Source organism: Castellaniella sp. MT123 (assembly GCF_039614765.1).
Lineage (GTDB): Bacteria > Pseudomonadota > Gammaproteobacteria > Burkholderiales > Burkholderiaceae_B > Castellaniella.
The window spans coordinates 1,720,471-1,744,013 of the sequence record NZ_CP154879.1; the positions used below are offsets into that span (position 1 = coordinate 1,720,471).

The 23,543-nt window shown below is 60.8% G+C and carries 23 protein-coding genes; 2 read left to right on the forward strand and 21 right to left on the reverse strand.

Annotation, left to right across the window (positions count from 1 at the left end; genetic code table 11):
* Window positions 1-69: 69 nt before the first annotated feature.
* The 15 genes from ABCV34_RS08065 to ABCV34_RS08135 form a co-directional block, all read right to left on the reverse strand.
* Window positions 70-915, reverse strand: a complete 846-nt coding sequence (locus tag ABCV34_RS08065) for a transporter substrate-binding domain-containing protein (protein WP_345795710.1) — start codon at window positions 913-915, stop codon at window positions 70-72.
* Between the two features lie 24 nt (window positions 916-939).
* Window positions 940-2,391, reverse strand: coding sequence for a dihydropyrimidinase (gene hydA, locus ABCV34_RS08070; RefSeq protein ID WP_345795711.1), 1,452 nt, complete (start codon window positions 2,389-2,391; stop codon window positions 940-942).
* A 294-nt stretch (window positions 2,392-2,685) separates the two neighbouring features.
* Window positions 2,686-4,491: an acyl-CoA dehydrogenase C-terminal domain-containing protein gene (locus ABCV34_RS08075; RefSeq protein ID WP_345795712.1), complete on the reverse strand. Its 1,806-nt coding sequence runs from the start codon at window positions 4,489-4,491 to the stop codon at window positions 2,686-2,688.
* Between the two features lie 227 nt (window positions 4,492-4,718).
* Window positions 4,719-6,758 (reverse strand): TadE/TadG family type IV pilus assembly protein, encoded by a 2,040-nt coding sequence (locus ABCV34_RS08080; RefSeq protein ID WP_345795713.1) that lies wholly within the window; start codon window positions 6,756-6,758, stop codon window positions 4,719-4,721.
* 42 nt (window positions 6,759-6,800) lie between these two features.
* Window positions 6,801-7,394: a TadE family protein gene (locus tag ABCV34_RS08085; RefSeq protein ID WP_345795714.1), complete on the reverse strand. Its 594-nt coding sequence runs from the start codon at window positions 7,392-7,394 to the stop codon at window positions 6,801-6,803.
* An 11-nt stretch (window positions 7,395-7,405) separates the two neighbouring features.
* Window positions 7,406-7,843 carry a TadE family protein gene (locus ABCV34_RS08090; RefSeq protein WP_345795715.1) on the reverse strand — a complete coding sequence of 146 codons (438 nt, stop codon included), beginning with the start codon at window positions 7,841-7,843 and terminating at the stop codon, window positions 7,406-7,408.
* 55 nt (window positions 7,844-7,898) lie between these two features.
* Complete coding sequence (locus ABCV34_RS08095) at window positions 7,899-8,708, reverse strand: tetratricopeptide repeat protein (protein WP_345795716.1); 810 nt, start codon at window positions 8,706-8,708, stop codon at window positions 7,899-7,901.
* A 37-nt stretch (window positions 8,709-8,745) separates the two neighbouring features.
* Window positions 8,746-9,684 (reverse strand): type II secretion system F family protein, encoded by a 939-nt coding sequence (locus tag ABCV34_RS08100; RefSeq protein ID WP_345795717.1) that lies wholly within the window; start codon window positions 9,682-9,684, stop codon window positions 8,746-8,748.
* 3 nt (window positions 9,685-9,687) lie between these two features.
* Complete coding sequence (locus ABCV34_RS08105; protein WP_345795718.1) at window positions 9,688-10,674, reverse strand: type II secretion system F family protein; 987 nt, start codon at window positions 10,672-10,674, stop codon at window positions 9,688-9,690.
* On the reverse strand, window positions 10,671-11,939 hold the full coding sequence (locus ABCV34_RS08110) for a CpaF family protein (protein ID WP_345795719.1): 1,269 nt from the start codon (window positions 11,937-11,939) through the stop codon (window positions 10,671-10,673). Before ABCV34_RS08110 ends, ABCV34_RS08105 begins: the two co-directional genes overlap by 4 nt.
* Window positions 11,940-12,175: 236 nt before the next feature.
* Window positions 12,176-13,375: an AAA family ATPase gene (locus tag ABCV34_RS08115; protein ID WP_345795720.1), complete on the reverse strand. Its 1,200-nt coding sequence runs from the start codon at window positions 13,373-13,375 to the stop codon at window positions 12,176-12,178.
* A 9-nt stretch (window positions 13,376-13,384) separates the two neighbouring features.
* Window positions 13,385-13,831: a CpaD family pilus assembly lipoprotein gene (locus tag ABCV34_RS08120; protein WP_345795722.1), complete on the reverse strand. Its 447-nt coding sequence runs from the start codon at window positions 13,829-13,831 to the stop codon at window positions 13,385-13,387.
* A gap of 12 nt (window positions 13,832-13,843) precedes the next feature.
* Complete coding sequence (locus tag ABCV34_RS08125; RefSeq protein WP_345795723.1) at window positions 13,844-15,211, reverse strand: type II and III secretion system protein family protein; 1,368 nt, start codon at window positions 15,209-15,211, stop codon at window positions 13,844-13,846.
* Window positions 15,201-16,118: a Flp pilus assembly protein CpaB gene (cpaB, locus tag ABCV34_RS08130; protein ID WP_345795724.1), complete on the reverse strand. Its 918-nt coding sequence runs from the start codon at window positions 16,116-16,118 to the stop codon at window positions 15,201-15,203. Before cpaB ends, ABCV34_RS08125 begins: the two co-directional genes overlap by 11 nt.
* 648 nt (window positions 16,119-16,766) lie before the next feature.
* Complete coding sequence (locus ABCV34_RS08135; RefSeq protein WP_345795725.1) at window positions 16,767-16,964, reverse strand: Flp family type IVb pilin; 198 nt, start codon at window positions 16,962-16,964, stop codon at window positions 16,767-16,769.
* Window positions 16,965-17,402: 438 nt separating this feature from the next.
* Between ABCV34_RS08135 and ABCV34_RS08140 the strand changes: the two genes are divergently transcribed.
* Entirely contained in the window at window positions 17,403-18,035 is a 633-nt protein-coding gene (locus ABCV34_RS08140) for a hypothetical protein (RefSeq protein WP_345795726.1), read from the forward strand.
* Window positions 18,036-18,222: 187 nt separating this feature from the next.
* Here ABCV34_RS08140 and ABCV34_RS08145 read toward each other — a convergent pair whose 3' ends face one another.
* From ABCV34_RS08145 to ettA, 3 genes are all read right to left on the reverse strand, one after another.
* Complete coding sequence (locus ABCV34_RS08145) at window positions 18,223-18,450, reverse strand: glycine zipper 2TM domain-containing protein (RefSeq protein ID WP_345795727.1); 228 nt, start codon at window positions 18,448-18,450, stop codon at window positions 18,223-18,225.
* Between the two features lie 279 nt (window positions 18,451-18,729).
* Window positions 18,730-19,260, reverse strand: coding sequence for an isochorismatase family protein (locus ABCV34_RS08150; RefSeq protein ID WP_345795728.1), 531 nt, complete (start codon window positions 19,258-19,260; stop codon window positions 18,730-18,732).
* 11 nt (window positions 19,261-19,271) lie between these two features.
* Window positions 19,272-20,945 carry an energy-dependent translational throttle protein EttA gene (gene ettA, locus ABCV34_RS08155; protein ID WP_345795729.1) on the reverse strand — a complete coding sequence of 558 codons (1,674 nt, stop codon included), beginning with the start codon at window positions 20,943-20,945 and terminating at the stop codon, window positions 19,272-19,274.
* 133 nt (window positions 20,946-21,078) lie between these two features.
* Here ettA and ABCV34_RS08160 point away from each other — a divergent pair, with 133 nt between their 5' ends.
* Complete coding sequence (locus ABCV34_RS08160; RefSeq protein WP_345795730.1) at window positions 21,079-21,522, forward strand: hypothetical protein; 444 nt, start codon at window positions 21,079-21,081, stop codon at window positions 21,520-21,522.
* A 46-nt stretch (window positions 21,523-21,568) separates the two neighbouring features.
* Here the strand turns inward: ABCV34_RS08160 and ABCV34_RS08165 are convergent, their stop codons facing one another.
* From ABCV34_RS08165 to ABCV34_RS08175, 3 genes are all read right to left on the reverse strand, one after another.
* Window positions 21,569-22,555 (reverse strand): glycosyltransferase family A protein, encoded by a 987-nt coding sequence (locus ABCV34_RS08165; protein WP_345795731.1) that lies wholly within the window; start codon window positions 22,553-22,555, stop codon window positions 21,569-21,571.
* A gap of 123 nt (window positions 22,556-22,678) precedes the next feature.
* Window positions 22,679-22,807 carry a hypothetical protein gene (locus ABCV34_RS08170; protein ID WP_003803595.1) on the reverse strand — a complete coding sequence of 43 codons (129 nt, stop codon included), beginning with the start codon at window positions 22,805-22,807 and terminating at the stop codon, window positions 22,679-22,681.
* 168 nt (window positions 22,808-22,975) lie between these two features.
* On the reverse strand, window positions 22,976-23,536 hold the full coding sequence (locus ABCV34_RS08175; RefSeq protein WP_345795732.1) for a YceI family protein: 561 nt from the start codon (window positions 23,534-23,536) through the stop codon (window positions 22,976-22,978).
* Between the last annotated feature and the right edge of the window lie 7 nt (window positions 23,537-23,543).

The window sequence follows — 23,543 nt, forward strand, 5'->3', positions numbered from 1 at the left end:
TGAAGGATGGGTGCCTCGCCCCCGGTCCGTCCCACGCGCATTTCGTCCACCATCATCATTGATCTTCCATCAAGGCTTGCAGGTGTATTCGACCGGCGTGGGGTCATACCCAGGCAACCCCGGCACCCCCTCGCCCGGCTCTATCTTCACGGATGCCGCGTCGGGCCCCGGCTTGGTGCCCAGCCATTTCTCGACAAGCCCGGCCACGACCCCTTTCTTCTTCAGGCACTTGAGGGCATTGGACAACCGGTCCCGGCCCTTGACGTCGTTTTTGCGGAAAACCAGGGCGAACACCTTGCCCGACCGGATCGTGTAGCTTGTTTGCAGCAGCGGATTCTTCTTGGCCGCCCACGGGCCGGAAATATTGTCGATCAAAGCCGCATCCGCCAGCCCGGACAGGACGGCCTGAATCGCATCCGCCGTCGTGCTGAACACCTGATACTGGAAACCGTACTGTGACTGGTTGGCCTTGGCCCAGGCCTCGTAGGCCGACCCGCTGTTGACGGTGATCTTCTTGCCCTTCAGCTCATCCAGCGAAGTAAAAGGCTTCGCGCTTTTCTTCTGAACGAAGGTGTAGTCGGTATTGAAATAACCCTCAGAAAAAAGCAGGGACTGAGCCCGTTCCGGGGTGGCTGTCGTCGGCGCCAGCACGAAATCGTACTTCCCGGCATTCAGCGCTGGAATGATGGCCGAGAACTGGGACGGCTCGATCTTGATCATGCCCCCCAATTCCTTGGCCAGCGCATTTCCCAGGTCGATGTTGAAGCCTTCCAGCGTGCCGTTCAGATTCTGCATCGCCATGGGCGCAAAGGTCGGATCCACACCCGTGGTCAGGGTTTCCGCTGCCACCCCCTGAAACGCCATCGCACACCCAATGACCCCCAGAACCACCAATTTCTTCTTCCAGATCTCCATGACCCGTCTCCTGTAGATCGCAGTTCAGACTGCAAAGATTTTTTTGACAATGACGCCTTGCTGAATTTCTTTCTTGTTCCGTGCGATCGGCGCCGGTTCTCCGCAAGGCAGGAACTGGCCATCGCCCGGCTGGGCGTGCAATACACCGCCTTCAACAACCAGCCGCCCCCGGCTGAACACCGCGATCGGCCAACCGGTCACCTCACGCCCCTCGTAGGGCGTATAGCCAACCGCGTCATGCAGCATTTCCCAACGAACCGTCTTTTTCAATGCGGGATCCCAGAGGGCGAGATCCGCATCGCTACCGATCCGGATGACACCCTTGCGCGGATACAGGCCGTACATGACCGCATGGTTGGTCGCCGTCAGCGCGACGAATTTTTCAATGCTCATCCGCCCGGTATTCACACCTTCGGAAAACAGCAACGGCATCCGCAGTTCGATGCCCGGCAGCCCGTTGGCCATCTGCTTGAAGGTCGTCGCCTCGCCATGCGGCAGCTTTCCGGTCTCATCGAAACGATACGGCGCATGGTCCGAGGAAAACACCTGCAGGGTATCACCCAGCAACCCGTCCCAAACCGCCTGCTGGGAAGCGGAATCACGCGGCGGCGGACTGCAGCAGAATTTGGCCCCTTCCACGCCCGGTTGATCGATGTCATCGGCTGTCAGAAAGAGATACTGCGGGCAGCTCTCGCCGTAAATGTGCGCGCCCATAGTCTGCGCGGCATGGATGACCCTGACCGCTTCGAGGCCGGCCACGTGAACCACCAAGATCGGCACACTCAGCAGGCGGGACAAAGCGACTGCCCGGTAGGTCGCCTCGCTTTCGGCCAGCGGGTCATGCGCCACCGCGTGGTACTTTGGATGGGTGTATCCATCGTTCAACAGACGGCGGGTCACCCAGCGGATGATGTCATTGTTCTCGCAATGCACCATGACCATGGCCCCGTGCCTGCCTGCGGCATGCAGCACATCCAGCAACTGGAAATCGTCCAGCTTCCAGGACTCATATGTCATGTAGACCTTGAAGGATGTAATCCCATCCTTGATCACGCGAGGCAGATGCTCCGCCAGCGTCTGCTCGGTCGGGTCGGACAGGATCAGGTGGAACCCGTAATCGATCACCGCCTTTTCCCGGGCCAGGCGCGAATAGTCCTCCACCACCTGCAACAGGTTTTCCCCACGGCGTTGGGCCGCAAACGGAATCACGGTCGTCGTCCCGCCAAACGCCGCGGACCGGGTCGCTGTCTGGAAATCATCGGCGGTCATCACGCCCATGCCGGATAACTGCTCGATATGACAATGGCTGTCGATCCCGCCAGGCAGGACGATCAGTCCGGAGGCGTCCACATCCTTGTGCCCCGCAGGCAAACCCGTGCCCAGTGCCACGATGACGCCGTCGGTCACCCCGATATCGGTCTGTACCACACCTTCTTCGGTGCATACTTTTCCATTCCGTATCGTCAGATCAAACATGGTGTTCCCGTCTCCTGTTTATCTACCCGAAAACCGCATGAAGTCGGATAGTTGCCACTGGTCAAAATACTAAGCGCAATCCCTGGCACCGACGAGTGCCTTTTCATGAGTCCACCATAAGGCGCCGTTATATCAGAGAAAACCCTGATTAACGGACTATCCCGCCGGCGCGTCGACGCTGGAACCTGTGCAACTTCGAGATATTTTCTCAAGAGCGAGAAAGCACAAAGGGCGGGCCGCGCCCCCTTTGGGAAGCGCGGCCCGCCCTGCAGAATATGAAGCGGATCGAACCGATCAATACCCCAGCGCGAAATCCTCGGCGGGCATGTCCATCAGCACGCCCGGCCCCGACGACATGGCTTCAACGTGTGCGCGGGTACGCGGCAGGATCCGCGCGAAATAGAAGCGCGCGGTGTGCAGCTTGGCCTGATAGAAGGCTTTATCGCCCTCGCCCGCCTTGAGTTTTTCGGCCGCAACCCGGGCCATGTCGGCCCAGAAATAGGCCAGCGTCACATACCCGGAATACATCAGGTAATCGACGGATGCCGCCCCCACCGCTTCTCGGTTGGTCATGGCCGACATGCCGATCTTCATGGTCAGGCTGCCCCATTCCTTGTTCAGCTCAGCCAAGGGTTTGACGAATTCGGAGATCGCGCGGTTGCCGCCTTGCGCCTTGCAGAACTGGTGCACGACCTTGGTAAAAGCGCGCAGGGTCTCGCCCTGGGTCAGCAGGACTTTGCGGCCCAGCAGATCCAGCGCCTGCACGCCAGTGGTGCCCTCGTAGAGCATGGAAATCCGGCTGTCACGCACGTTCTGTTCCATGCCGTGCTCGGCAATGTAGCCATGCCCACCAAACACCTGAACCCCCAGGTTGGCGGCCTCGAAGCCGGTTTCCGTCATGAAGGCCTTGGCGATCGGCGTCAGGAAACTGAGCAGCTTTTCCGCCAGTTCGCGCTGCTCGGCAGACTGGCTGTAGTGAGCGATGTCCACCTGCTGGGCAGCGTAGTACAACAGTGCGCGGTTGCCCTCGGCGAATGCCTTGATCGTCAGCAGCATGCGGCGCACGTCGGGGTGGACGATGATCGGATCGGCCGGCTGGTCCGGGAATTTGGGGCCGTTCAGGGCGCGCATCTGCAGGCGTTCATGCGCATAGCGGCTGGCGCCCTGGAAGGCGACCTCGGCATGGGCCAGGCCCTGAATCGCCGTCCCCAAACGGGCCATGTTCATGAAGGTGAACATGCAGTTCAGGCCCTTGTTGACCGGCCCGATCAGATAGCCCACGGCACCGTCGAAATTCATGACGCAGGTGGCATTGCCGTGGATGCCCATCTTGTGCTCGATGGAACCGCAACTGACGGCATTGCGCACACCCAGCCCGCCCTGCGCGCCAGGCAGGAACTTCGGGACGATGAAGAGCGAAATGCCCTTGGTGCCGGCCGGCGCGTCCGGCAGGCGGGCCAGCACGATATGAACGATGTTTTCCGCCATGTCGTGTTCGCCGGCGGAAATGAAGATCTTGGTCCCGCTGATCTTATAGCTGCCGTCGGCCTGGGGCTCGGCCTTGGTGCGCAGCATGCCCAGATCAGTCCCGCAGTGGGGTTCCGTCAGGCACATCGTCCCAGTCCATTTCCCGGCGACCAAGGGTTCCAAATACGTCTTTTGCTGTTCGGGCGTGCCGTGGGCCTGCAGGGTGTTCATCGCGCCATGCGACAGGCCGGGGTACATGCCCCAGGCCCAGTTGGCTTCGCCCATCAATTCGCTGATGGCCATGCCCAGCGATTCGGGCAGCCCCTGCCCGCCGTGCGCCGGGTCGTGCGACAACGCCGGCCAGCCGCCTTCCACATACCGGGCATAGGCTTCCTTGAAGCCCTTCGGCGTGGTCACGCCTTCAGCCGACCAGGTGCAGCCCTCGCGGTCGCCCACCTGGTTCAAGGGCGCCAGGACCTCCTGGCAAAATTTCGCGCCTTCTTCCAGGATGGAATCGACCGTATCCGGCGTGGCGTCCGCGCAACCCGGCAGGGACCGATAGTGGGCGGGATAATCCAGGACCTCATCGCGCACGAAACGGATCTCGCGCAGGGGGGCTTTGTAGTCGGGCATCTCCAGTTCTCCGGGTGTATGACTGTCCGTCCGGCAGATGGCCGGAGCCTGGACAACCTGTTGTGATATAGATTCAAACGATCGTTTGAATTTAAGACCAGATGCGGCGGAAAGTCAAGACGACGTCCTGCATGCCCAGGCCAAGGCACCTCGAAGGTATAAAAATGCACGAGGACCCCGGCGGCTGCGCTGCGGTGGTCCTCCTGAAGGCACAGGAATGGAGAAACTCACTGCGTCAGCCGCAATTCCGTCAGAGCACCAGCGATCTGGGCAAAGACGTCGGGCAGTTCAGCGGCATTGCTGACGTCGAAATAGTGGTTGGCGTCGGTGGCGCAGCCGCTCATAAGGTTTTTGGCTGTCGACGATACGTCCTGACCTAAAGTCAGAGTGTAGATCTGGATGTCACTGCTGGTATCCGCCTTGACGTTCGAACAGAGTTTGGCCATATAGGTGTTCAGTGCCGCAGTGCCTAAGCCGTCCGCGCCGCTCGTCGAATATCCAGTCTGATTCGAATGAGGAGAACCAGCGGTTGTTGAGCAGTTCGCTCTGTAATAGCCAGGCGTCAAGCTGTCAGGCGTCATCGCGGTAAGATCCACCATCAGCAATCCATCGAGGGGACACTGCCTGAAACTGGACAGAGACAGGGTTGCAGGATTCTTGCTCTTATCTTCGAGCACCGTACCCACCTTGACGGTATCGGTCTTCGAAGTAGTCGACCAACCGGATTGGTCGTTACAAACGCCAGTTTTGTCGTTGGGCGATGTGCAAGAAGCAAAGGCGTACTTAACCGTGAACGCAATATCCTTGTTGCCCCCAGCAATGCTGGATTTCGCAGGTGCCGGCTGGTTGTCTCCATCACTCAAAAGCACAACTACTTTTCTGAGTTTGGATGCTGCCGCGCGTGGCAACTGCGAGCCATCCCAGGAGCCTTGCCATACTGGACTTAGCATCCGCCATGCCCACAATAGGCCCGTCGATACATTCGTATTTCCCGACGCGGCCATAGTATCTACAGCGCTATTAAGCGCGGTCCCATCCTGACTCAGGAACATCGCCATCGATTTTGTGCAAGGACCGGTTTCCATAGCTAGATTGACCTGAAACCGTCTAGGCAGACTAGTCAATGTTTGGCCAACTGGCCATTTATCCAGCCAATCCAGCTTCTGATCTGGCACGACGGTCGCGCTACTGCCATTATCAACCAGCACGGAGAGGAAGCGGCGGTCAAGATAGGGGATAGTGGGCGGTTGGAAATTGTAATAGCCCGCTCCCGATTCCACCTTGTTAAGGCTGATTAGATAATTATTCGCGCTACCGCCGTTTGTCGAATTCAGTGCAACCGGCGTATAGAAAATGCTGTATGTGGAAATCATCGGCATGAATCCGGCCGTCGGCGACAGCACCAACGCGGGAAGCGGATTACTCGCCGTCCACCCAATCGCGGACGGCCTGGGTTCCACGATGCAGCCGCCCCACACCTGATCGATGACGTTTTGCAGATTCACAGGGTGTGTCAGGTTGCCGCCCTTGTTCAGCCAGCCCTTCGCCCCACTGATATTCTTCACATTTACAGAGTCCGTAAACGGCACCAACCCGATATAGGCGCCACTGACCCCATCCGTCTGCCCCCCGGCTGCGGCGGCGGACATGACGGTATCGATCAGCCCCTTGGCCGATTTTTTCAGGATATCCATCCGAGTGGCTTCTCCCGGCAGCGTGCTGCCGGAAGACTGTCCCATCGACCCCGTGTTATCCAGCGCGAGCACCAGTTCCAGGTCGTTGCGCACCCGGCGGATGGCCGAATTGACCGCATAGACGTTCATGGGCGCCAAGTTGTTGAAGCCCGTGCTCAACAAGGGCATCTTCCCGCTGACCGTCATACTGACGACTTGACCGGACAGATACTGACCGCTGCTCCCGACCCGCTCTTCGCTATAGACAATATTTAGCGTGTCCAGCGGAATGTCCGACCCCAGGTACCGGGCCGGCATGTTGGCTTTGAAAAACGCATAGGCATCGTCCTTCCATGCCTGGCTGGGCTCACCTCCCTGCGTAGGTTTGTAGTCGGCCAGTTTGCGGCCTGCCGAAATCACCGCCGCATCCAGGGAATTCTGCAGACGGCTCTGGGTGGCGCTATAGCGCACCATATCCACGGCAAACAGGGTGCCGCCCAGCATGCTCGCAAAAGTCAGGGCAAACGTGATCGCGATGGCACCGCGCTGATCATGAACCAGGCGATGCAAACAGTTTTGCCGCGTCGTCTTCATGAAAGTCTCCTGGCAAGGATTCCGGCCCTGCAGAGGTTCGCATCAATTCAGCGTTTTCAGATCCTCGAACCGCGGGCGATAGAACGCCGTGGTGGACAACTCCGTACTACCGCCCAGGCTGGACCATAATCTGGAGGTGATGAGGAATGGCTCGTAGATCTGAAACACCTGCACAACCAACAAAGTGTCCTTGGGTGCCGGGGCGGGGATGCCTGATGGCAACGATCCGGCCGCCCCTGGTAAGCAGTTTCCATCCCCGGCGCACGTCCAGCCCCAGACTGAGCCGCTGGTCCACGAGGTCACCCCGCTGGCATCGGTATCAGTTCCAAACAGGCGGATCGTCATCCGGCCCTTGTTCTTGTAATCCACCGGGCGCATCAGGTCGCCGACCACCACGCCATAGGTACACAGATGGTCCGTCGCGTTGCAGGGACCATCTCCAACCAGTTTCGTCTGCATGGCAATCCCATCCGCCACCGAAAAGGCGGCACGGTCCAGAATGGCCGCCGCCCGGAAGTACTGATAGATTTCGATCGTGCCGAAGATGAAGAAAATCATGATCGGCAGGATCATGGCCGCTTCGATGGCAGCAACCCCGCGATCAGATCGGATTAGGTGCTTGATGTGGCCAGGCATCGTCGTCTTCCTCAGGGTTCGTTCTGGATCACCACGATCCGCTCAAAGCGGAATACATCCAGCCCGAGATAATGAATCACACCCGTCAGTCCCGGTTTATCAAAGCCCAGACGGAAAATCACCATATCACCTCGATCCCCTGTATCGCAGACCGGGGTGTAGTTCTGATCCAGTGCCTGAAATGAATTGTTTTCTCCGGGTTTATAGATCTTGGCATCCGCATGCAGATTGGTAGTGTCCGCCCAGATCGACAATTCATTCCGCAATTGATCCATCACCTTGTTATGGCAATCCTGACCCTGAAATTGGCCGATCTTCCCCATGCGGGTAATCCTACTGGCGGCGGTATCCAGCGTGGAATCGGCCAGAAGCATGAAGATCACCTCGATGCCCATGAACAGAACCAGGAAAAACAGCGGAGCCACCAGCGCGTATTCCAGCGCCGTCACCCCCCGCTGGTGGCGCCAAAGATCGCGGATGCGGCGTCTGGTGGATGCCATGAGATCACCTCTTTGCCGTCTTGGCGGTCGGGGTGGGTTCCGGCCCCGGTTGCCCAAGCTGTTGGCGCAGATAGCGGTAGAACTCCAGGTTGTCCTGGACCAGACCGCGCGGCTGATAACTCAGCAGGATGTCTTCCGCCGCGTCCTCCCGACCCATGACGCCGTACGCCAGCGCCAGGTTGTCCCGCCGCTGCGGCAGGCTGCCCGCCACCCCGGCGTTGCCCAGCAGGACATTGATGGCCTCGCGGGGTTTGCCAGTCAGGGCCAGGGACAGACCCAGATTGGTACGCAAGGCTTCGTCCCCCGGATGGGCCGTCAAGCCCTTGCGATAGGTCTGCTGGGCCAATTCGGGCTGTCCGGACAGGTCATACACCACCCCCAGCCCCGCCAGGGCGACAGGCTGATCCGGATCCTGCGCCAGGATCTCCTGGAACCGTGCACGGGCCTGATCCAGCTGACGCAGGCGCACCAGGACACGGGCCTGCGCCAACTGCGGTGCCAGCAGCGTGGGGGCGATCTCCTGCGCCTTGGCGTAAGTAGCCTGGGCGGCCTCGAACTCGCCCGCCAGGAAATAGGAATCCCCCAGACCCTGCCAGACCGCCGGAACATCGGGGTGCGACCGCGCCAGATCTTTGTACAGAGATCGGGCGACTTGCACATCACCACTTTGCAAGGCACTGGCGGCAATCCGCAGGTCGCCCGCTTCCAGGGCGGCCTGATCGACCACGGTTTCCAGCGGGCGTACGGCTGTCTTCTGGGTCACACAGCCGGTCAGGACAGATCCCGCGGCCAGCCAGAAAACCAATCGGAACATGCGTGACTTCATGAGAACTCCCTACGGATGGCTGGCGTCACATGGACCCCAAAGTTTTCATCAAACTGAGAATTGCTGGCCCCGCGCCGACAATTACGACAGTAGGCAAGATGAACAGCATCATGGGGACCGTCATCTTCACGGCCATCTTGGCTGCGCGTTCTTCCAAACGCATCATGCGGGCCGTGCGTTCGGTCTTGGCCAGGATGCGCAGCGACTGAGTGATTGCTGTCCCGTACTGGCGTGCCTGCAGAAACGTATTGACTAACGTCCGCATGCCCTCGATCCCGGTGCGCTCCGCCAGCGATGTCAGGACACTTTCGATTTCGCTGCTCAGCTTGAGTTCAGTGGCGGTCAGCTTCAGTTCATCGGCCAGGGCGGGTGCCACGACCTCCATCTCGTCGGCCACGCGTTCCAGTGCAGCGTTCAAGGCCAGACCGGCATTGGTGCAGATCACCAGCAGGTCCAGAGCGTCAGGCAGGCTCAGGCGGATGGCCTCCTGGCGGCGCCGGACCAGGCGGTCCAGGATCAGGCGAGGCAGCAGGCTGCCCAGGTAGCCACTCCCCAGGAAAGCCAGAAGCCAGACCAGGACACCCCGGCCCTCCAGATACGATGAGCCAAACATCGACAAAAGCAGCACCGCCAGCAGGATTGTCAACAGGGTCAAGGCCATCAGCACGAAAAGCGCCTGATTCGAGCGATAGCCTGCCGCCACCAGCTTGGCCGATGCTTCTGTACGCTGCGCCGCATTCATCAGCGGCACCATGGTTCCGATCCGCCGCAATGCCCGCAACACACCATTGTCTGCGGTCCGGGATTCACTGGGACCACCCCGGCTACCATGACGCTGAACCTCGCTGACCGCCCGAACCAGCAGACGTGCACGCTGACTGGCACGGGCATACAGGTACAGCCCAACACCCGCCAACAACAGCAGCAGGATCAGACCATCGAACCAGCCCAATGCGCGATCCATGACTCACACCTCCAGGCGTGACAGATGACGTATCGCCAAAATGCCGACAATCAACATGGAAATCGCCACCCAAAGCAGCCTCTGGCCGGATTCCGTCATGAACAGAACTTCGACATAGGATGGATTGGTGGCATACAAGCCGCCGATAAGAATAAATGGCAGCAAGGACAGGATCAGACCCGACAGGCGGCCCTCAGCCGTCAGCGCCCTGGCCTTGAGCGCCAGGTCACGCCGCGCCCGGATGATGCCGGACAGGTTCTCCAGTGCCTCGACGACGGACCCGCCCGATTCACGCTGAAGCAGGACACAGACGGCAAAGAACGTGAAATCCGGCAGCTCGACGCGCAGCACGGCATCATCCAGGACATCCTGCAGATCATTGCCCAGCAGCAGGCTGTCGCCCATACGGCGGAACTCCTGTCCCAAGGGGGCCGCAAACTGCAGGCCGACCGAACGGATCGACTGCGTCACCGGGATCCCGGCACGGCTGGCCCGCACGATCATGTCCATCGCATCAGGCAGCAGGTGCAGGAAACGCTTGCGAAAACGCGCCACCAGCCAGCGATAGCTGACCACGCCCACCAGTACCGGCGCAACGATCAGCAACAGCAAGGCTGTCCACCAATGTGCGGGCACCAGCCCCAGAGCGATCACGACGCCATCCAGCAGCACCAGGCCCGCCATGACGTAGGCCAAACGACGCCCTCCGCCCTGCCCCATGACGGTATCCAGGCGGTTCAGCACATAGCCCAGCGTTCCGAGCCTCTGCCGACGCCGACGGCGACGGGCTTCTGACTGGGCCCTCTCCAGATCCGCCATCACCCTGGCATGCAGCCAGGAGCTGGACCCTCCCCCCGCCACTGAGCGCAACCGTTCCCGCACGCGATGACCAGGTCGTTCACGACGCAGATCTGCCAGGACAAAAAGCCCTAGTCCCAGCAAGATCGCCGCGCCAAAAACAGACACGGTGACAATATCGATCGACGTCATGGGTGCATCGCCTCCACCAGCGCGGATTCCATCCCGAAATACCGTGCCCGGTCGGCAAACAGCGGACGCAGGCCCGTGCTGTCATAGGACCCGCGCACCTCGTCGTCGAAGGCGCTGGCATCGTAATTGAAACGGAACAGTTCCTGGGTGACGATGACGTCGCCCTCCATGCCCGCGATCTCCATGATGCTGGTGACCTTGCGTGTGCCATCGCGCATACGCTCCACCTGTACCAGCAGATTCACCGCACTGGCCATCTGGCGGCGAATGGTGAAAAGCGGCAGATTGCCATTGGCCATCATCACCATGCTTTCCAGCCGCGTCATGGCATCGCGCGGGCTGTTGGCGTGCAGTGTTGTCATGGAACCATCGTGGCCGGTGTTCATGGCCTGCAGCACGTCCAGCGCCTCGGCACCCCGGGTTTCACCCAGGATGATGCGGTCCGGCCGCATCCGCAGGGCATTGCGCACCAGGTCCCCCTGGGTGACCTGCCCCAGGCCTTCCAGATTGGGAGGGCGCGTTTCCAGGCGCACCACGTGGGGCTGCTGCAGCTGCAGTTCGGCAGCGTCTTCGATCGTGACCACACGTTCGGCGGGTGAAATGTAGCGCGACAGAGCATTCAGCAAGGTCGTCTTGCCAGACCCCGTCCCCCCTGACACGATCATATTCATACGGCACGAAGCGGCAATTTCCAGCACCCGCGCCATCGCGGGAGACAGGCAACCTCGGGCCGCCAGGCGCGGCAGCGTCAGGTCCTTGCGGGAAAATTTCCGGATCGAGATCGAAGCCCCATCGATCGCCAGCGGCGGCAGTACGACGTTGACCCGGCTGCCATCGGGCAGGCGCGCATCGACCATCGGGCTGCTTTCGTCCACCCGGCGCCCGATGGACGAAGCGATCCGCTGGGCGACGTTGACCACATGCGCATTGTCACGGAACTTCAAGGGGGTCAGTTCGAGCTTCCCATACCGTTCGACATAGACCTGATCCGGGCCATTGACCATGATGTCGTTGACGGACTCATCCTGCAGCAGCGGTTCGATCGGCCCGACCCCGAACATGTCGTGCAGGATCTCCTGCCCCATCAGTCGCTGTTCGGACAGGGTCACCGGCAGGTCCTCAGCCCGCACGGTTTCGGCGATGATGGCATCGACTTCGATTCGCACCCTGTCGCGGGACTGATCCACGGCCGAAGACACATCGATAGTGCTGAACACGGTCTGACGGATGCGACCGTAGTACTCGGATCGCACGACTGTTTCCATCGGTCGCGCGGTCACCGTTAGGCCTGGCAATGAGGCCTGAGACTCTAGTGACGCGTCAGAGGGTGTCCCGGCAGACTGGCCTGAAAATCGATTCTCGTCCGTCGGAACAACGGCAGAATCCGCAGCATGCCCGTCGCCGGCCATCAAACTGACGACCTGCGTCGATACCGCATCGGGCCCAGACCCACGGTCTGGCTCGGCTACCTGCGCGGCGGATGAAGGCTTGCGTCCGAAGTTCATGCCGTCTTCCTTGCCAGACGGCGCCACCAGGCCTGATCGGTCTGGTTGAACCCCTCTCCGGTCACCAGATTGGCCAGTTCCTGAACGCCATGGGCAAACTCACTGCCGGCCGACAGTTCCTGCGCCAGATTCTCGGCCAGCGCCGGCGCCTTGGTGTCATAGGCGATCCGCACCTGAATGGACAGGTCGGTGGCCTTGATGAAATCCTGTGCCTGCACCCGATGCCGGGATGCCGGTTGCGGATGGTTCAGCAAGTTCATCACCGTCGGCGGATTCGGCCGTGAGCCGATATAGCGAGTCAGCCGCGTCAGTGTGCGTGCCGAATGCACAGAGGTATCCGTCACCAGGCAGACCATCGCCGCGTATTGCAGGGCTTCAGAGGCCAGGGCGCCGCCCCGCTGGGGGATATCCAGAACCACATAATGGAAATGCCGGCACAGCGTATCCAGCAACTTGCCGAGCACACCGGGACCCGGCCGGAAATCCTCGGAATAATCCAGCTCGGCGGCCAGTACGTACAGGCCATTGCCAGCATCGGCTAGGGTCCGTTCCAGATACTGCTGGTCCAGGCGGTCGATATTACCCAGCACATCCAGCAGGGCATTGCCACCTGGACGCCCCAGAATCCCAGCCCCGCAACCGTCGTGGACGTTCAGGTCCAGATAGACGACGCGACGGCGCGTGCCGCCCTGAGCCAGGGTACGCGCCAGATGTGCCGCCACCGTCGTCGCACCGACGCCACCGCGCGTGCCCAGTACAGTCACACATTTGCCGTGGCGCCCGCGCTGCCGATTAGGAGCGGCGTGCTCGGTGACCCGGCGGACCAGTTCAGGGCTGAGCGGCTTGACCAGATAGTCCTGGATGCCGCGCGTCAGCAGATTCCGGTACAACCCGACATCATTGCGATCGCCCACGACATAGACTTCCACCGACGGCTCGCATGCATCGGCCAGCCGATCCAGATCATCGAGCGGCCGACTCGATCCGGAAATATCCACCAGCAGGCGCTGTGGAGACCTTCCATGTTTCCGCAGCCAGGTGATTGCCTCATCAATACCGCCCCGGGCTACATGGGTATCGCTCAATGTATCCGTGCGAAAGGTCCGTTGGAGTTCCTCCTCGCTGGACTCATCCAGTACGAAAGCGGCGAAGGTATACAACCGGGATATTTCCTTGTCCTTGCTCACGATCGCCATGGTGTCGTCCTAATTGCCGTAGCTGTTGCTGCTGCTGTTGCCGCTGCTGCTGGGCTTCTTCGTCGAATTGGTCTCCCGTAGCGGTGTCACCTTATTGTCGCGATACCGTTTCACGGCACCAGCGGCACTGTCTGCCTGCTGCCCCTCGTACGTGCCCGGCGCCACCAGATCCCTGGGGTTCGCCACACTGTTGGCCAGGTTGGTATAAGTCGCGCAGCCATAGGGCACCTGCGGCCGGCTGTCATACAGGGACCGCGGCGGTTCCGTGAACAGCTTGGCGCAATCCGGCGGCACCGCCACCCAGCGCCCGTCCTTCAGTTGCACCTGGATTACCGACGCATCCGGCACGAAGCTGTAGTCCCGTTTGGGAAAGGAACACCCTGCCAGCAGACCAATCGACCCGCACACGACCAGCCAACGCAAGGGGGAATGGAAATGAATGGGATATGAGGTCATGACGCCCCCTGGTCAGTAGACGAAACCAGCCGAGCCGCTGAGGCGCGGCACATTGCCCTTCAGCGGGTCATAGCCGACGCTGTGCTGCAACACGAATTCGATATCCGAATTGGCCCGCATGCTGGCCATTGGCGTCGTCAGCTGATCCGGACTGGTCGGGCGCACCAGATACGGAGTGACGATGATCACCAGTTCGCTCTTGTTATTCTGATAATCGGACGATGAAAACAGTTTGCCCAGCACCGGGATCGACCCCAGGCCGGGGATCTTGCTGACCACGTCGGCAATATTGTTCTGCAGCAGACCACCGATCGCGAAGCTTTGACCACTGGCCATTTCCACCGTGGTTTCCACCCGCCGCACGCGGATGCCCGGAATCACCAGCCTGTCCATCACGATGCTGGCATTAGGGTCGATCTCGCTGATTTCGGGGCGCACCTTCAGGCTGATCCGATCATCCCCCAGCACGGTGGGGGTGAAATCCAGCGCCACCCCGAACGGCTTGAATTCGACCGTCATGGCATCGTTGTCCTGCTTGACCGGCACCGGAAATTCCCCCCCTGCAAGGAAACTAGCGGTCTGCCCTGAGACCGCCGTCAGGTTGGGTTCGGCCAGCACGCTGATCAGGCCTTCCTTGTCCAGGATGTCGATCATGGCCTGGGCCGGCGCACCCGTCTTGGAATACCCGCCCAAAAAGGAAAACCCTTCGGACGGCAGCATGTATGTGGATTGACCACCCACGGTACGCAGGAAATCACGTCCCCCGATCAGTCCAGTCACGAACTGGCCCGGGCTGGCGACCACCTGCCAGTTGATACCCAGTTTCTGCGTGATGGCCTTGGACATTTCGGTCACTCGCACCCGCAGATAGACCTGAGTGGGGCTGGTGACGCTGACCCGATTGATCAGTTGATCCTTTTCCCCCAGATACGGGCGGATGGTGTTGGCCACAGCGTCGGTCGTTTCCGCGTCCGGGGCCGAGCCGCTGACCATCAACGAGCCCGGGGCGGATTCCAGCGCCAGGCGCAAGGCCGGAAAGCGTTGCCGCAGGATGGTCTGCAGTTCCGCCAGGTTGTGCCGCACGACGACCTGCTCGCGCAGCACCTGCTGGCCGGAAGCATCCAGCGCATACAAGGTTGTCGTGCCGGCACGGCGCCCCAGCACTAGGATGGCACCGGGGCTGGGCACCTGGATATCGGCGATTTCCGGATCTGCCACAAAAACCGTAGCCGCATCCGCCTGGGTGTGGACCAGTTGACCGGCACCAATGGACAGTGACAGGGCCTGGGCAGCCCAGGGACTCAACATCAGGGATCCCGCAACCAGCGCCGACGCCATGGACACGCGGACCCGGGATAAGCACATCGGTTTACTGCGCATAGAGGCCGAGCTCCTGTTCCTGCTTTGCATTTCCCCGCATGATGACAATGCGGCGCGGGGTCCCCTTGGATTCCTTCGTCTCTTCGACCGGACCGACCAGGCGGACGCGCGACACGTCGCTACCCCAGACCGGGCCGTCCTGCGATCCCTCCGTCTCCTTGTTCCAGGCCACCACGGACGCGCTGGGGTTCTGCACCCCCGTGCCCATGGCTACAGCCCGATCCGTCGTGGCAAAGCTGCGTAGGGACAGCGACAGAGTGCCCAGTTCGGCTGCGACGGTCACGGCTTCCGCCGTCCGCGGCTCGACCTCGATGGTCACGGTACGGGCCCGGCCGGCTTTGGCGTTATCGGTTTCCCGCTGGAAACTGGAGCCGACCGCGATGACGCGGGTGCGTTCCAGCACGGTTTCGCTGACGACCTTATGTTTGTCCAGGCCGGTATCGCCCCGTCGCCCCATCTGCTGGGTCAGGATCATGTCCACGTAATCGCCGGGCTGAATCAGCCCGGCATTGCCGGACACATCATTGATGGGCACGGATACGGCACGCATGCCCGGCTTCAGGGCCGCAGCCAGAAATCCAGGCGCATCAGGCAGAATCATGTCGCTGGGATGCAGGGTGCTGCCGGCCGTCATGGCGTGGCGCAGCAATGCGCCATGCACGGCGGGCTGCTGAGTGCCCTCCACCATTGCATCCTTAGGCACCTTGTTGCGCGGCACCGCCTGCCAGGTCAGGTCACCATCCCGCAACAACAGCCCGGCAGGCAGAGCAGCCGCCGTGACCCGGATCCTGACTTCGGGGTCTGGCGCCGCGGGCCTGTTCAGGCTGCTGATATACATGGCCCGCGCACCCATTGCCAGGATCGCAGCCGCAAACAGAATCAGGGCGAATTTCAGCACAGAGGTCATGGTTCAAGATTCCTACGTTTGCCTGGGTGAGACCCGTGAAGATCTGGATCCACACCCGTATGGGTTACGACTGCAACAGGCCACAACCGTCTTTCTGCATACAAGCGCTACATTCGCTGCCACAACACATATAGTCCCCCCGCTGCCAGTGCCACCCCATAAGGCACCCCTCGACGAGCCGAAAGTGCTTGGCGCCATCGGTTCAGCGAACGGCTGGCACACGCCTCGCGCCGAGTCCAGCCGAGGTCAACCAACCAACCCAATACAGCCACCACCCCCCCGGACCAAGCGATGACAGCAACTGTCGGAATCACAAAAGACGGTCCCGCCCATAACATCACTGCGGCCCCCAGCTTGACATCTCCTCCTGACATCGCACCGATCACGAAGAGGCCAAGGAACACCAGAAAAGCTAAACCCGCTATGACGAGATGCCCGCCTACTTGACCGAGCGTCAGCTCAACCAAGTAGGCATGGACGAGAAACAACAGCGCATAAATTCCCACCTTACGGTTCGCCAAGCGTCGCCGACTCAAATCCTCGCCCACCAACAGAACCAGCAGACAAGCGGGGAGAGCGGAAAATATGGTGCTCGGCGATATCAAAGCGGGCTTCCCGCCGCAATGTGATGGCTCAACTGACGGTGGATTAAACAGGTGCCTTTGCGTTAAAGAGGTCTTGGATATGGGTAAAAAAGGGCGTAAAAAAGTCAGTCCCGATAGCTGTCGCGAGCGCAATAATGATCAGTGCCGCCAGTATCGAATATTCAATCGCCGCCACCCCACGCTCGTCGCGCTTCAAACCATCCATCGCAACCCACAGCTTCGTGCATAGTTGTGTGTACATGTTTGCTTCTCCAAATGTCGGTCAGAAAGGACCCGGCCCCGTATGCCCCAGAAAATGGAAAAGAAACAGGACAAAATGGACACAGGCAAACACAGGCTACAACAAAATTATTCAAATGAAACACGGCCAAACTCCTGATGGGGAAAGCCCTAAGGAAAGTGTCGTTATTTAACATATTATTATTTATCAATGGCTTAATGACATAAAAAATTTTTCTAACAGGAAAATTGATGTCTCGATTAGCAGTCTTCAGGTTTCATCCATGCAAAAATAAGATACATACTGCTTTTCAGTCCCCTGAAAGATTTCGGCCCTCGTGATGCCTGATTGCGCCACAAACAGGGCTTCGATATCCTGAGCCACAAAAACCGACATATCGGAACACACCGGGATGACGCCGTCCGAATGGCACGACAAACCCCGCACCAGGAGAAGCGGATGATCAGGACCATCGTTGCGATTGCCTTTGCAGCAATTCTGGTCGGATGCGCCGGCCGGCTGACCTACACCGGTCCGGCCGTCCAGCAGGTCGGGGCCCATGACAAGACCCTGAACCAGCCATTCGACCGGGCCTGGGCGGCATCCATCCAGTCATTCGAACGTCACAATCTGGTCGTGGCCAGCATGGACAGGGCAGCCGGCGTCGTCAGCCTCGACCTGACGGGCAATCCGGAACGCTATCTGGATTGCGGGCAGGTGGAATCCATGGTGGTTAATCCCCGCTCACCTGCCAGACGCATCTACCAGTTTCCAGCGGCATCCGGCCATCAGGTCTATGAACAGCTGATGCGGGGCAATCTGTACGAGGTGGACCGCCGTCTGGAACTCGGCGGGGCTATCAACGTGATATTTCAGCGCGACGGGCGCAACCGGACGCGAGTCACGGTGAACACCCTGTATCAACTAACGCGCACGATCCACGTCGGCAATGTGGTGGGTCGGCATTACGAACCAGTCAGCGACACGATCGCCTTCACCACCAGTTCGCGTGGCACCTTCCCAGGCTTCGAGCAATCCACGCAATGCATCGCCAACGGCCAGCTGGAAAAGGAAATCCTGGGATTGCTCTGAACAGGCCAGACAAATGGCAGGCAGATCTGGTGGCGGGCAGGAATCTCCCGACGGGAAACATCCATAAAAAACCGCCCCAGCGGGCCGGATCGGAATCCACCTGCTGGGGCGAGGTGCAAAGCCGGATTTGAATCAGGCTTTCAGCACAATATCGAAAGGGCGCGGGCAATGCCCCTTCCGGAAGAAATCAGCGGTTCTTGCCGATCTGATCCCCGATGACGCCGCCGATGGCGGCACCACCAACCGTACCCAGGATGCCGCCGCCCGTGATCACAGCACCCGCCACACCGCCCAGGCCGGCGCCGGTGACGGCCGACTTCTGGCGATGGCTCATGTTGTCCCAGGAAGAACAGCCTGCCATAGAGGCGGCCAATACCAGAACGGCACCCAGTTTTCCAATCGTCGTGATTTGCATGGTGGATTCTCCTTTTCGTGCTCCCTGCCAGGTCGGCGCATCAGCCATTGGAATGATCGGGCCGCCGGCAGCCATGGATGTCAAGCACCCTACAGTGCCATTAAGTCTTTTATAAACCATCACGGTTGTGAGAACTGTGAACCCTGATGACCAGGAATGAGACTTGTAACAGCGACACGCCGGACCCCGTGCCTGGCCTGTCCATGCGCCTGTAACAGGGAGATCCAGGAATCTGTCGTAAAAAAACCCGTTTCAGTCCGCGACAGGTATTCCTGTGCCCTATTTCACCAGCTTCAACACATCCCGGAATGCCGGATGGGCGGGGGTTTCCAGCCACTCGTAGATGGCCATTTCGGAGGTGACGGTCTCCAGACCATGATGGCGCCAGCGCTCGCTGGCGGCGAGCTGGTCGGACGTGCGCCGGGAACCGATGCCGTCCAGCACCAGGACCGGTTCATACCCGGCCTGCGCCAGCCCAAGGCCGGTTTGCAGCACGCAGATGTGCGCTTCGGTGCCGGTCAGCAGGATGCGGGTGCGGCCTGCGGACCAATGCGCCAGGAAGTCCACCTCGCGACAGGCGTTGAAGTGGGTCTTGGAAACGACCCGATCCACATGCAGGGCCAGATCGGCGTGGGTCGCGCCGATCTTTTGCGGCCAGTGCTCGGTCGCCCAGACCGGCACGGACAGCAGACGGGCCACCTGCGCCAGGCGCGCCACACGACCTCGCAGAGCATCTGTGTCATGGATCGCCGGCAGCAGCTTGTCCTGCATGTCGACGATCAGCAGCAGGCTGGCGGATGCGGTCAACATGGATGCGGTCCTCATTTCAGCGCCTTGTAGCGGATCCGGTGCGGCCTGGCGGCTTCCTCGCCCAGGCGCTGACGCTTGTCGGCCTCGTATTCCTGGTAGTTGCCATCGAAGAACACGACTTTCGAATCCCCCTCGAAGGCCAGGATGTGGGTGGCGATCCGGTCCAGGAACCAGCGGTCGTGGCTGATGACCAGGACGCAGCCGGCGAATTCCAGCAGAGCGTCTTCCAGGGCGCGCAGGGTTTCGACGTCCAGGTCGTTGGACGGCTCGTCGAGCAGCAGGACGTTGCCCCCGGTGATCAGGGTCTTGGCCAGGTGCAGGCGGCCGCGCTCGCCGCCGGACAGCTTGCCGACGAGCTTGTTCTGGTCGCCGCCCTTGAAGTTGAAGCGGCCCAGATAGGCCCGCGAGGGCATCTCGAAGCGCCCCACGGTCAGCAGGTCGGCGCCATCCGAAATCGCGTCGAACACGGTCTTGTCGTCCGGCAGGGAATCGCGCGACTGGTCCACGAAGGCCAGCTTCACGGTCTGCCCGAGGACGACCTCGCCGGAATCGGGCGTCTGCTGGCCGGCAATCATGCGAAACAGCGTGGATTTCCCCGCCCCGTTAGGCCCGATGATGCCGACGATGGCCCCCGGCGGGACCTTGAAGCTAAGATCGTCGATCAGCAGACGATCGCCGAACGATTTGGACACGTTACGGAACTCGATGGCTTCGTTACCCAGGCGTTCGGCCACGGGAATGAAGATTTCCTGGGTTTCGTTGCGCTTCTGGTATTCGTGCGAGGACAGTTCCTCGAAGCGCGCCAGACGGGCCTTGGCCTTGGCCTGACGGCCCTTCGGGTTCTGCCGCACCCATTCCAGTTCTTTTTTGATCGTGCGCTGGCGGGCGGATTCGGCGGCTTCCTCGTGCTTCAGGCGGTCTTCCTTCTGTTCCAGCCAGGAACTGTAGTTGCCCTTCCAGGGAATGCCATGCCCGCGATCCAGTTCCAGGATCCATTCGGCCGCATTGTCCAGGAAATAGCGGTCGTGGGTCACTGCCACGACGGTGCCGGGAAATTGGCGCAGAAAGACTTCCAGCCATTCCACCGATTCGGCGTCCAGGTGGTTGGTGGGTTCGTCCAGCAGCAGCATGTCGGGCTTGGACAGCAGCAGGCGGCACAGGGCGACCCGTCGCTTTTCGCCACCGGACAGATTGCCGACCACCGCGTCCCAGGGCGGCAGGCGCAGCGCGTCGGCGGCGATCTCCATCTGCGTTTCGATGTCGTCGCTGCCACTGGTGGCGGCGGCCGCAATGATGGATTCCAGCTCGGCCTGTTCGCTGGCCAGGGCATCGAAATCGGCATCCGGGTCGGCATAGGCGGCATAGACCTCGTCCAACCGTTTGCGGGCGTCGAAGACCTCGCCCAGGCCGGCTTCGACGGCCTGGCGGACGGTATGTTCCGGATCCAGCTGGGGTTCCTGCGGCAGGTAGCCGATGCGCAGGCCCGCCATGGGAACAGCTTCGCCCTCGATGTCTTTATCCACCCCCGCCATGATCTTCAGCAGGGCGGATTTACCCGACCCGTTCAGGCCAAGCACGCCGATCTTGGCGCCCGGGAAGAAGGACAGGGAAATATCCCGCAGGATCTGTCGTTTGGGCGGCACGATCTTGCCGACCCGGTTCATGGAATAAACGTACTGTGCCATGGCGCAACCGTGAAAGCGCGGGCCGAGGAATTCAGCCGCATAAAGGGTCGATTGTAGGCCAGCAGGCACTTCTTGCCAGCCTTGGAAAGTACAATGACGGAAAACCGATTTCCGTGATTTCCAGGTGCGCACCATGGCCCATACGCTGACCTTCACCCCCACTGAAACCGACCTGCTGGGTCGCACGGCGGACGCCCTGTGCGCCTATCTGGGCAAACCCGTGATCGCCGAGATCGTGACCGAGTCCGACGAGGGCTTCGAATGGACGCTTTTCGCCGTCCCGCTGGGTCCCGACGACGAGGACGAGCATCCGCGCGTGCAGGCGGGCGGACCGGGCGCCCGATTCCTGGGCAATTGCGGCGGCCTGGACCTGAGCGACGGCCAGGCGGTCGACTGTGAATTCCTGTGGGCGATCCAGCTGTCCAGCCTGACCGGCAGCCGCTACATCAAGGTCGATGCCAGCGGCGAGGAAACCGGCTGGTCCGACGACCTGACCGAGCTGCTGCCCTTCGAACTGTCGGCGACCGAACAGCCCGACGACGAAGACGACACCACGGACATCGACGAAGCAGACTGAGGATACTCCGGACAGGACGCGACACGACGACGTGCCCGGGATGTCCTTAAGGCTTGCGATCCGTGGTCAGATTGGCGACCGGCCTTTTGGCTGGGGCTGCCGGGCCACGCAATCGATCGCGCAGGTATAACCCCAAGCCCGCCGGCCACATGACCAGCACCAGCAGCCGCGACGTCAGGTGCGTCAGGCGCCGCCCCTGCGGCCGTGCGACGCCCTGGGCACGCAGATGCAGGGCAAAACGGGTATAGCGGGCGGCAGCGGCAAAAAAAGAAAGCGGCTGATACCGGAACCAGGGCAGGCAGTTTTCCACCGTGTCGTGGGCCAGCAGCCACAGGCCCATGGCATGACGCTCGCTGTCGGCCGACCGGTCCTGGCGCGACAGACTGTCCGCGCTGTCGTGATAAACACGGAAAACCTGATTGACGAAACGCGTCAGGTAACCGGCACGGGCGATGGCCCGCCACACCAGGCTTTCGGGTACGAAGCCAGGGATGTCTTCAGGAAACGGAAACTGTCGCAGGACGTCCGTGCGCAGGCAGCCGAATTTTTCGCCCCGCACGTGTTGGCGGAAGATCATGTCCAGCGAGGTGATGTCCATGACATCCTGGGGGTACATGTCCCCCACCACCCGTCCGTCAGTGCGGGCGCACAGCCCCGTGATCGCCACATAGCGGCCACGCTCGGCCGGAGGCACCTGCCCCCACACCAGCGCCATCTGATACAGCGCATTGGGATCGAGCTCATCGTCGCTGTCGATGGCGACCAGCCATTCGCCCCGCGCTTGCCGCACGCCGTTGTTGAAGGCTGTTTTCTTATGTTGATTGGGTTGCCAGACGTAACGGATAGGGAAACTGGCTTCCTGCTGCCATCCACGTACCAGAGCGCCGGTATGGTCGGTCGACCCATCATCCACCACGACCCATTCGAAATCCTGAAAGGACTGCTCTCGCAGCGAACGATAGACACGTTCCAGGGTATGCGCCCGATTGAAGGTGGGGGTGATGACGGAAAATAAATGACGCCAGCAAGCCATGCCGGTGAACTCCTCCTTTTTGCTTCGTTCCATGATACCGGCAAAAAAAAACCACGGACCGTCAGGTCCGTGGTTTCCCGGATGCCGAATTGTATGGAAACAATACGGCAGGCCTGGCGCGAATCAGACGCGCTTGACCTTTTCCAGCATCTTGAAGACGCCCTTGGGTGCGCGCACGAAAAGACGCTTGAACGCTTTGCCAAGGCAGCGGCGTTCCAGCGTATTGCGCCGCGTGCGTTTGATTTCTGCCATGAGGATCTCCTGGGGATAAGGCGGGCTTTGAAGCTAAACGCGCTATTTTAGCAAAGATCGGAAATCGATCCGGAATCCGGATACCGGCCCGGGATTCCGGCGGAGGGCGGGCGCGCCCGATCATCGGGATGTGCGCCCTGCCGTGACAAGAACGGCCGGTGGTATTGCCTACTGACGCACACCCTCGACTTCGATCTGCAGGCGCACCGCATCGGGAATCCCGGGCACTCCGAACTTCATGCCCCATTGGCTACGCGTCAGGTCCGCCTGGAAATCACCCCCACACACTTCCTTGCCAAGTCGCTTGTTCTGGTAACAATTGAACCGCACCGCCTGCAGGGTCACAGGATGGGACTGGCCCAGCAGTTCCAGCGTCCCGTCGATCGAGCGGACCACCTGGCCATCGAAGCGGAATGCCGTGGAGGTGAATGTCGCCTGCGGATATTTGGCCACCGCGAAGAAATCCGGCGTCTGCAGATGTTCATCGAATCCCTTGGAGCCGGTATTGATGGAAGCCATGTCCACCGTGATCCGCGCATCGCCGGTCTTGGCGGCCGGATCGAACCGCACCAGCCCGTCCATCGTGTCGAAGCGCCCGCGGACGGTGGATGTGCCGTTGTGCAGGACCTCAAACGTGACGAAGGTGTGGTCGGGATCGAGGCGGTAATCCGCAGCCTGCGCCAGCCCGGCGGCACAGAGCAATGGAATCGCAATCCAGGTCTTTTTCATGGCGTGA

Bases quoted from the DNA above. Each gene is read 5' to 3' on its own strand.
- ABCV34_RS08065 (WP_345795710.1), bottom strand. From the start codon at position 915: ATGGAGATCTGGAAGAAGAAATTGGTGGTTCTGGGGGTCATTGGGTGT.
- hydA (WP_345795711.1), bottom strand. From the start codon at position 2,391: ATGTTTGATCTGACGATACGGAATGGAAAAGTATGCACCGAAGAAGGT.
- ABCV34_RS08075 (WP_345795712.1), bottom strand. From the start codon at position 4,491: ATGCCCGACTACAAAGCCCCCCTGCGCGAGATCCGTTTCGTGCGCGAT.
- ABCV34_RS08080 (WP_345795713.1), bottom strand. From the start codon at position 6,758: ATGAAGACGACGCGGCAAAACTGTTTGCATCGCCTGGTTCATGATCAG.
- ABCV34_RS08085 (WP_345795714.1), bottom strand. From the start codon at position 7,394: ATGCCTGGCCACATCAAGCACCTAATCCGATCTGATCGCGGGGTTGCT.
- ABCV34_RS08095 (WP_345795716.1), bottom strand. From the start codon at position 8,708: ATGTTCCGATTGGTTTTCTGGCTGGCCGCGGGATCTGTCCTGACCGGC.
- ABCV34_RS08100 (WP_345795717.1), bottom strand. From the start codon at position 9,684: ATGGATCGCGCATTGGGCTGGTTCGATGGTCTGATCCTGCTGCTGTTG.
- ABCV34_RS08105 (WP_345795718.1), bottom strand. From the start codon at position 10,674: ATGACGTCGATCGATATTGTCACCGTGTCTGTTTTTGGCGCGGCGATC.
- ABCV34_RS08110 (WP_345795719.1), bottom strand. From the start codon at position 11,939: ATGGAAACAGTCGTGCGATCCGAGTACTACGGTCGCATCCGTCAGACC.
- ABCV34_RS08115 (WP_345795720.1), bottom strand. From the start codon at position 13,375: ATGGCGATCGTGAGCAAGGACAAGGAAATATCCCGGTTGTATACCTTC.
- ABCV34_RS08120 (WP_345795722.1), bottom strand. From the start codon at position 13,831: ATGACCTCATATCCCATTCATTTCCATTCCCCCTTGCGTTGGCTGGTC.
- ABCV34_RS08125 (WP_345795723.1), bottom strand. From the start codon at position 15,211: ATGCGCAGTAAACCGATGTGCTTATCCCGGGTCCGCGTGTCCATGGCG.
- cpaB (WP_345795724.1), bottom strand. From the start codon at position 16,118: ATGACCTCTGTGCTGAAATTCGCCCTGATTCTGTTTGCGGCTGCGATC.
- ABCV34_RS08135 (WP_345795725.1), bottom strand. From the start codon at position 16,964: ATGTACACACAACTATGCACGAAGCTGTGGGTTGCGATGGATGGTTTG.
- ABCV34_RS08140 (WP_345795726.1), top strand. From the start codon at position 17,403: ATGATCAGGACCATCGTTGCGATTGCCTTTGCAGCAATTCTGGTCGGA.
- ABCV34_RS08145 (WP_345795727.1), bottom strand. From the start codon at position 18,450: ATGCAAATCACGACGATTGGAAAACTGGGTGCCGTTCTGGTATTGGCC.
- ABCV34_RS08150 (WP_345795728.1), bottom strand. From the start codon at position 19,260: ATGTTGACCGCATCCGCCAGCCTGCTGCTGATCGTCGACATGCAGGAC.
- ettA (WP_345795729.1), bottom strand. From the start codon at position 20,945: ATGGCACAGTACGTTTATTCCATGAACCGGGTCGGCAAGATCGTGCCG.
- ABCV34_RS08160 (WP_345795730.1), top strand. From the start codon at position 21,079: ATGGCCCATACGCTGACCTTCACCCCCACTGAAACCGACCTGCTGGGT.
- ABCV34_RS08165 (WP_345795731.1), bottom strand. From the start codon at position 22,555: ATGGCTTGCTGGCGTCATTTATTTTCCGTCATCACCCCCACCTTCAAT.
- ABCV34_RS08170 (WP_003803595.1), bottom strand. From the start codon at position 22,807: ATGGCAGAAATCAAACGCACGCGGCGCAATACGCTGGAACGCCGCTGC.
- ABCV34_RS08175 (WP_345795732.1), bottom strand. From the start codon at position 23,536: ATGAAAAAGACCTGGATTGCGATTCCATTGCTCTGTGCCGCCGGGCTG.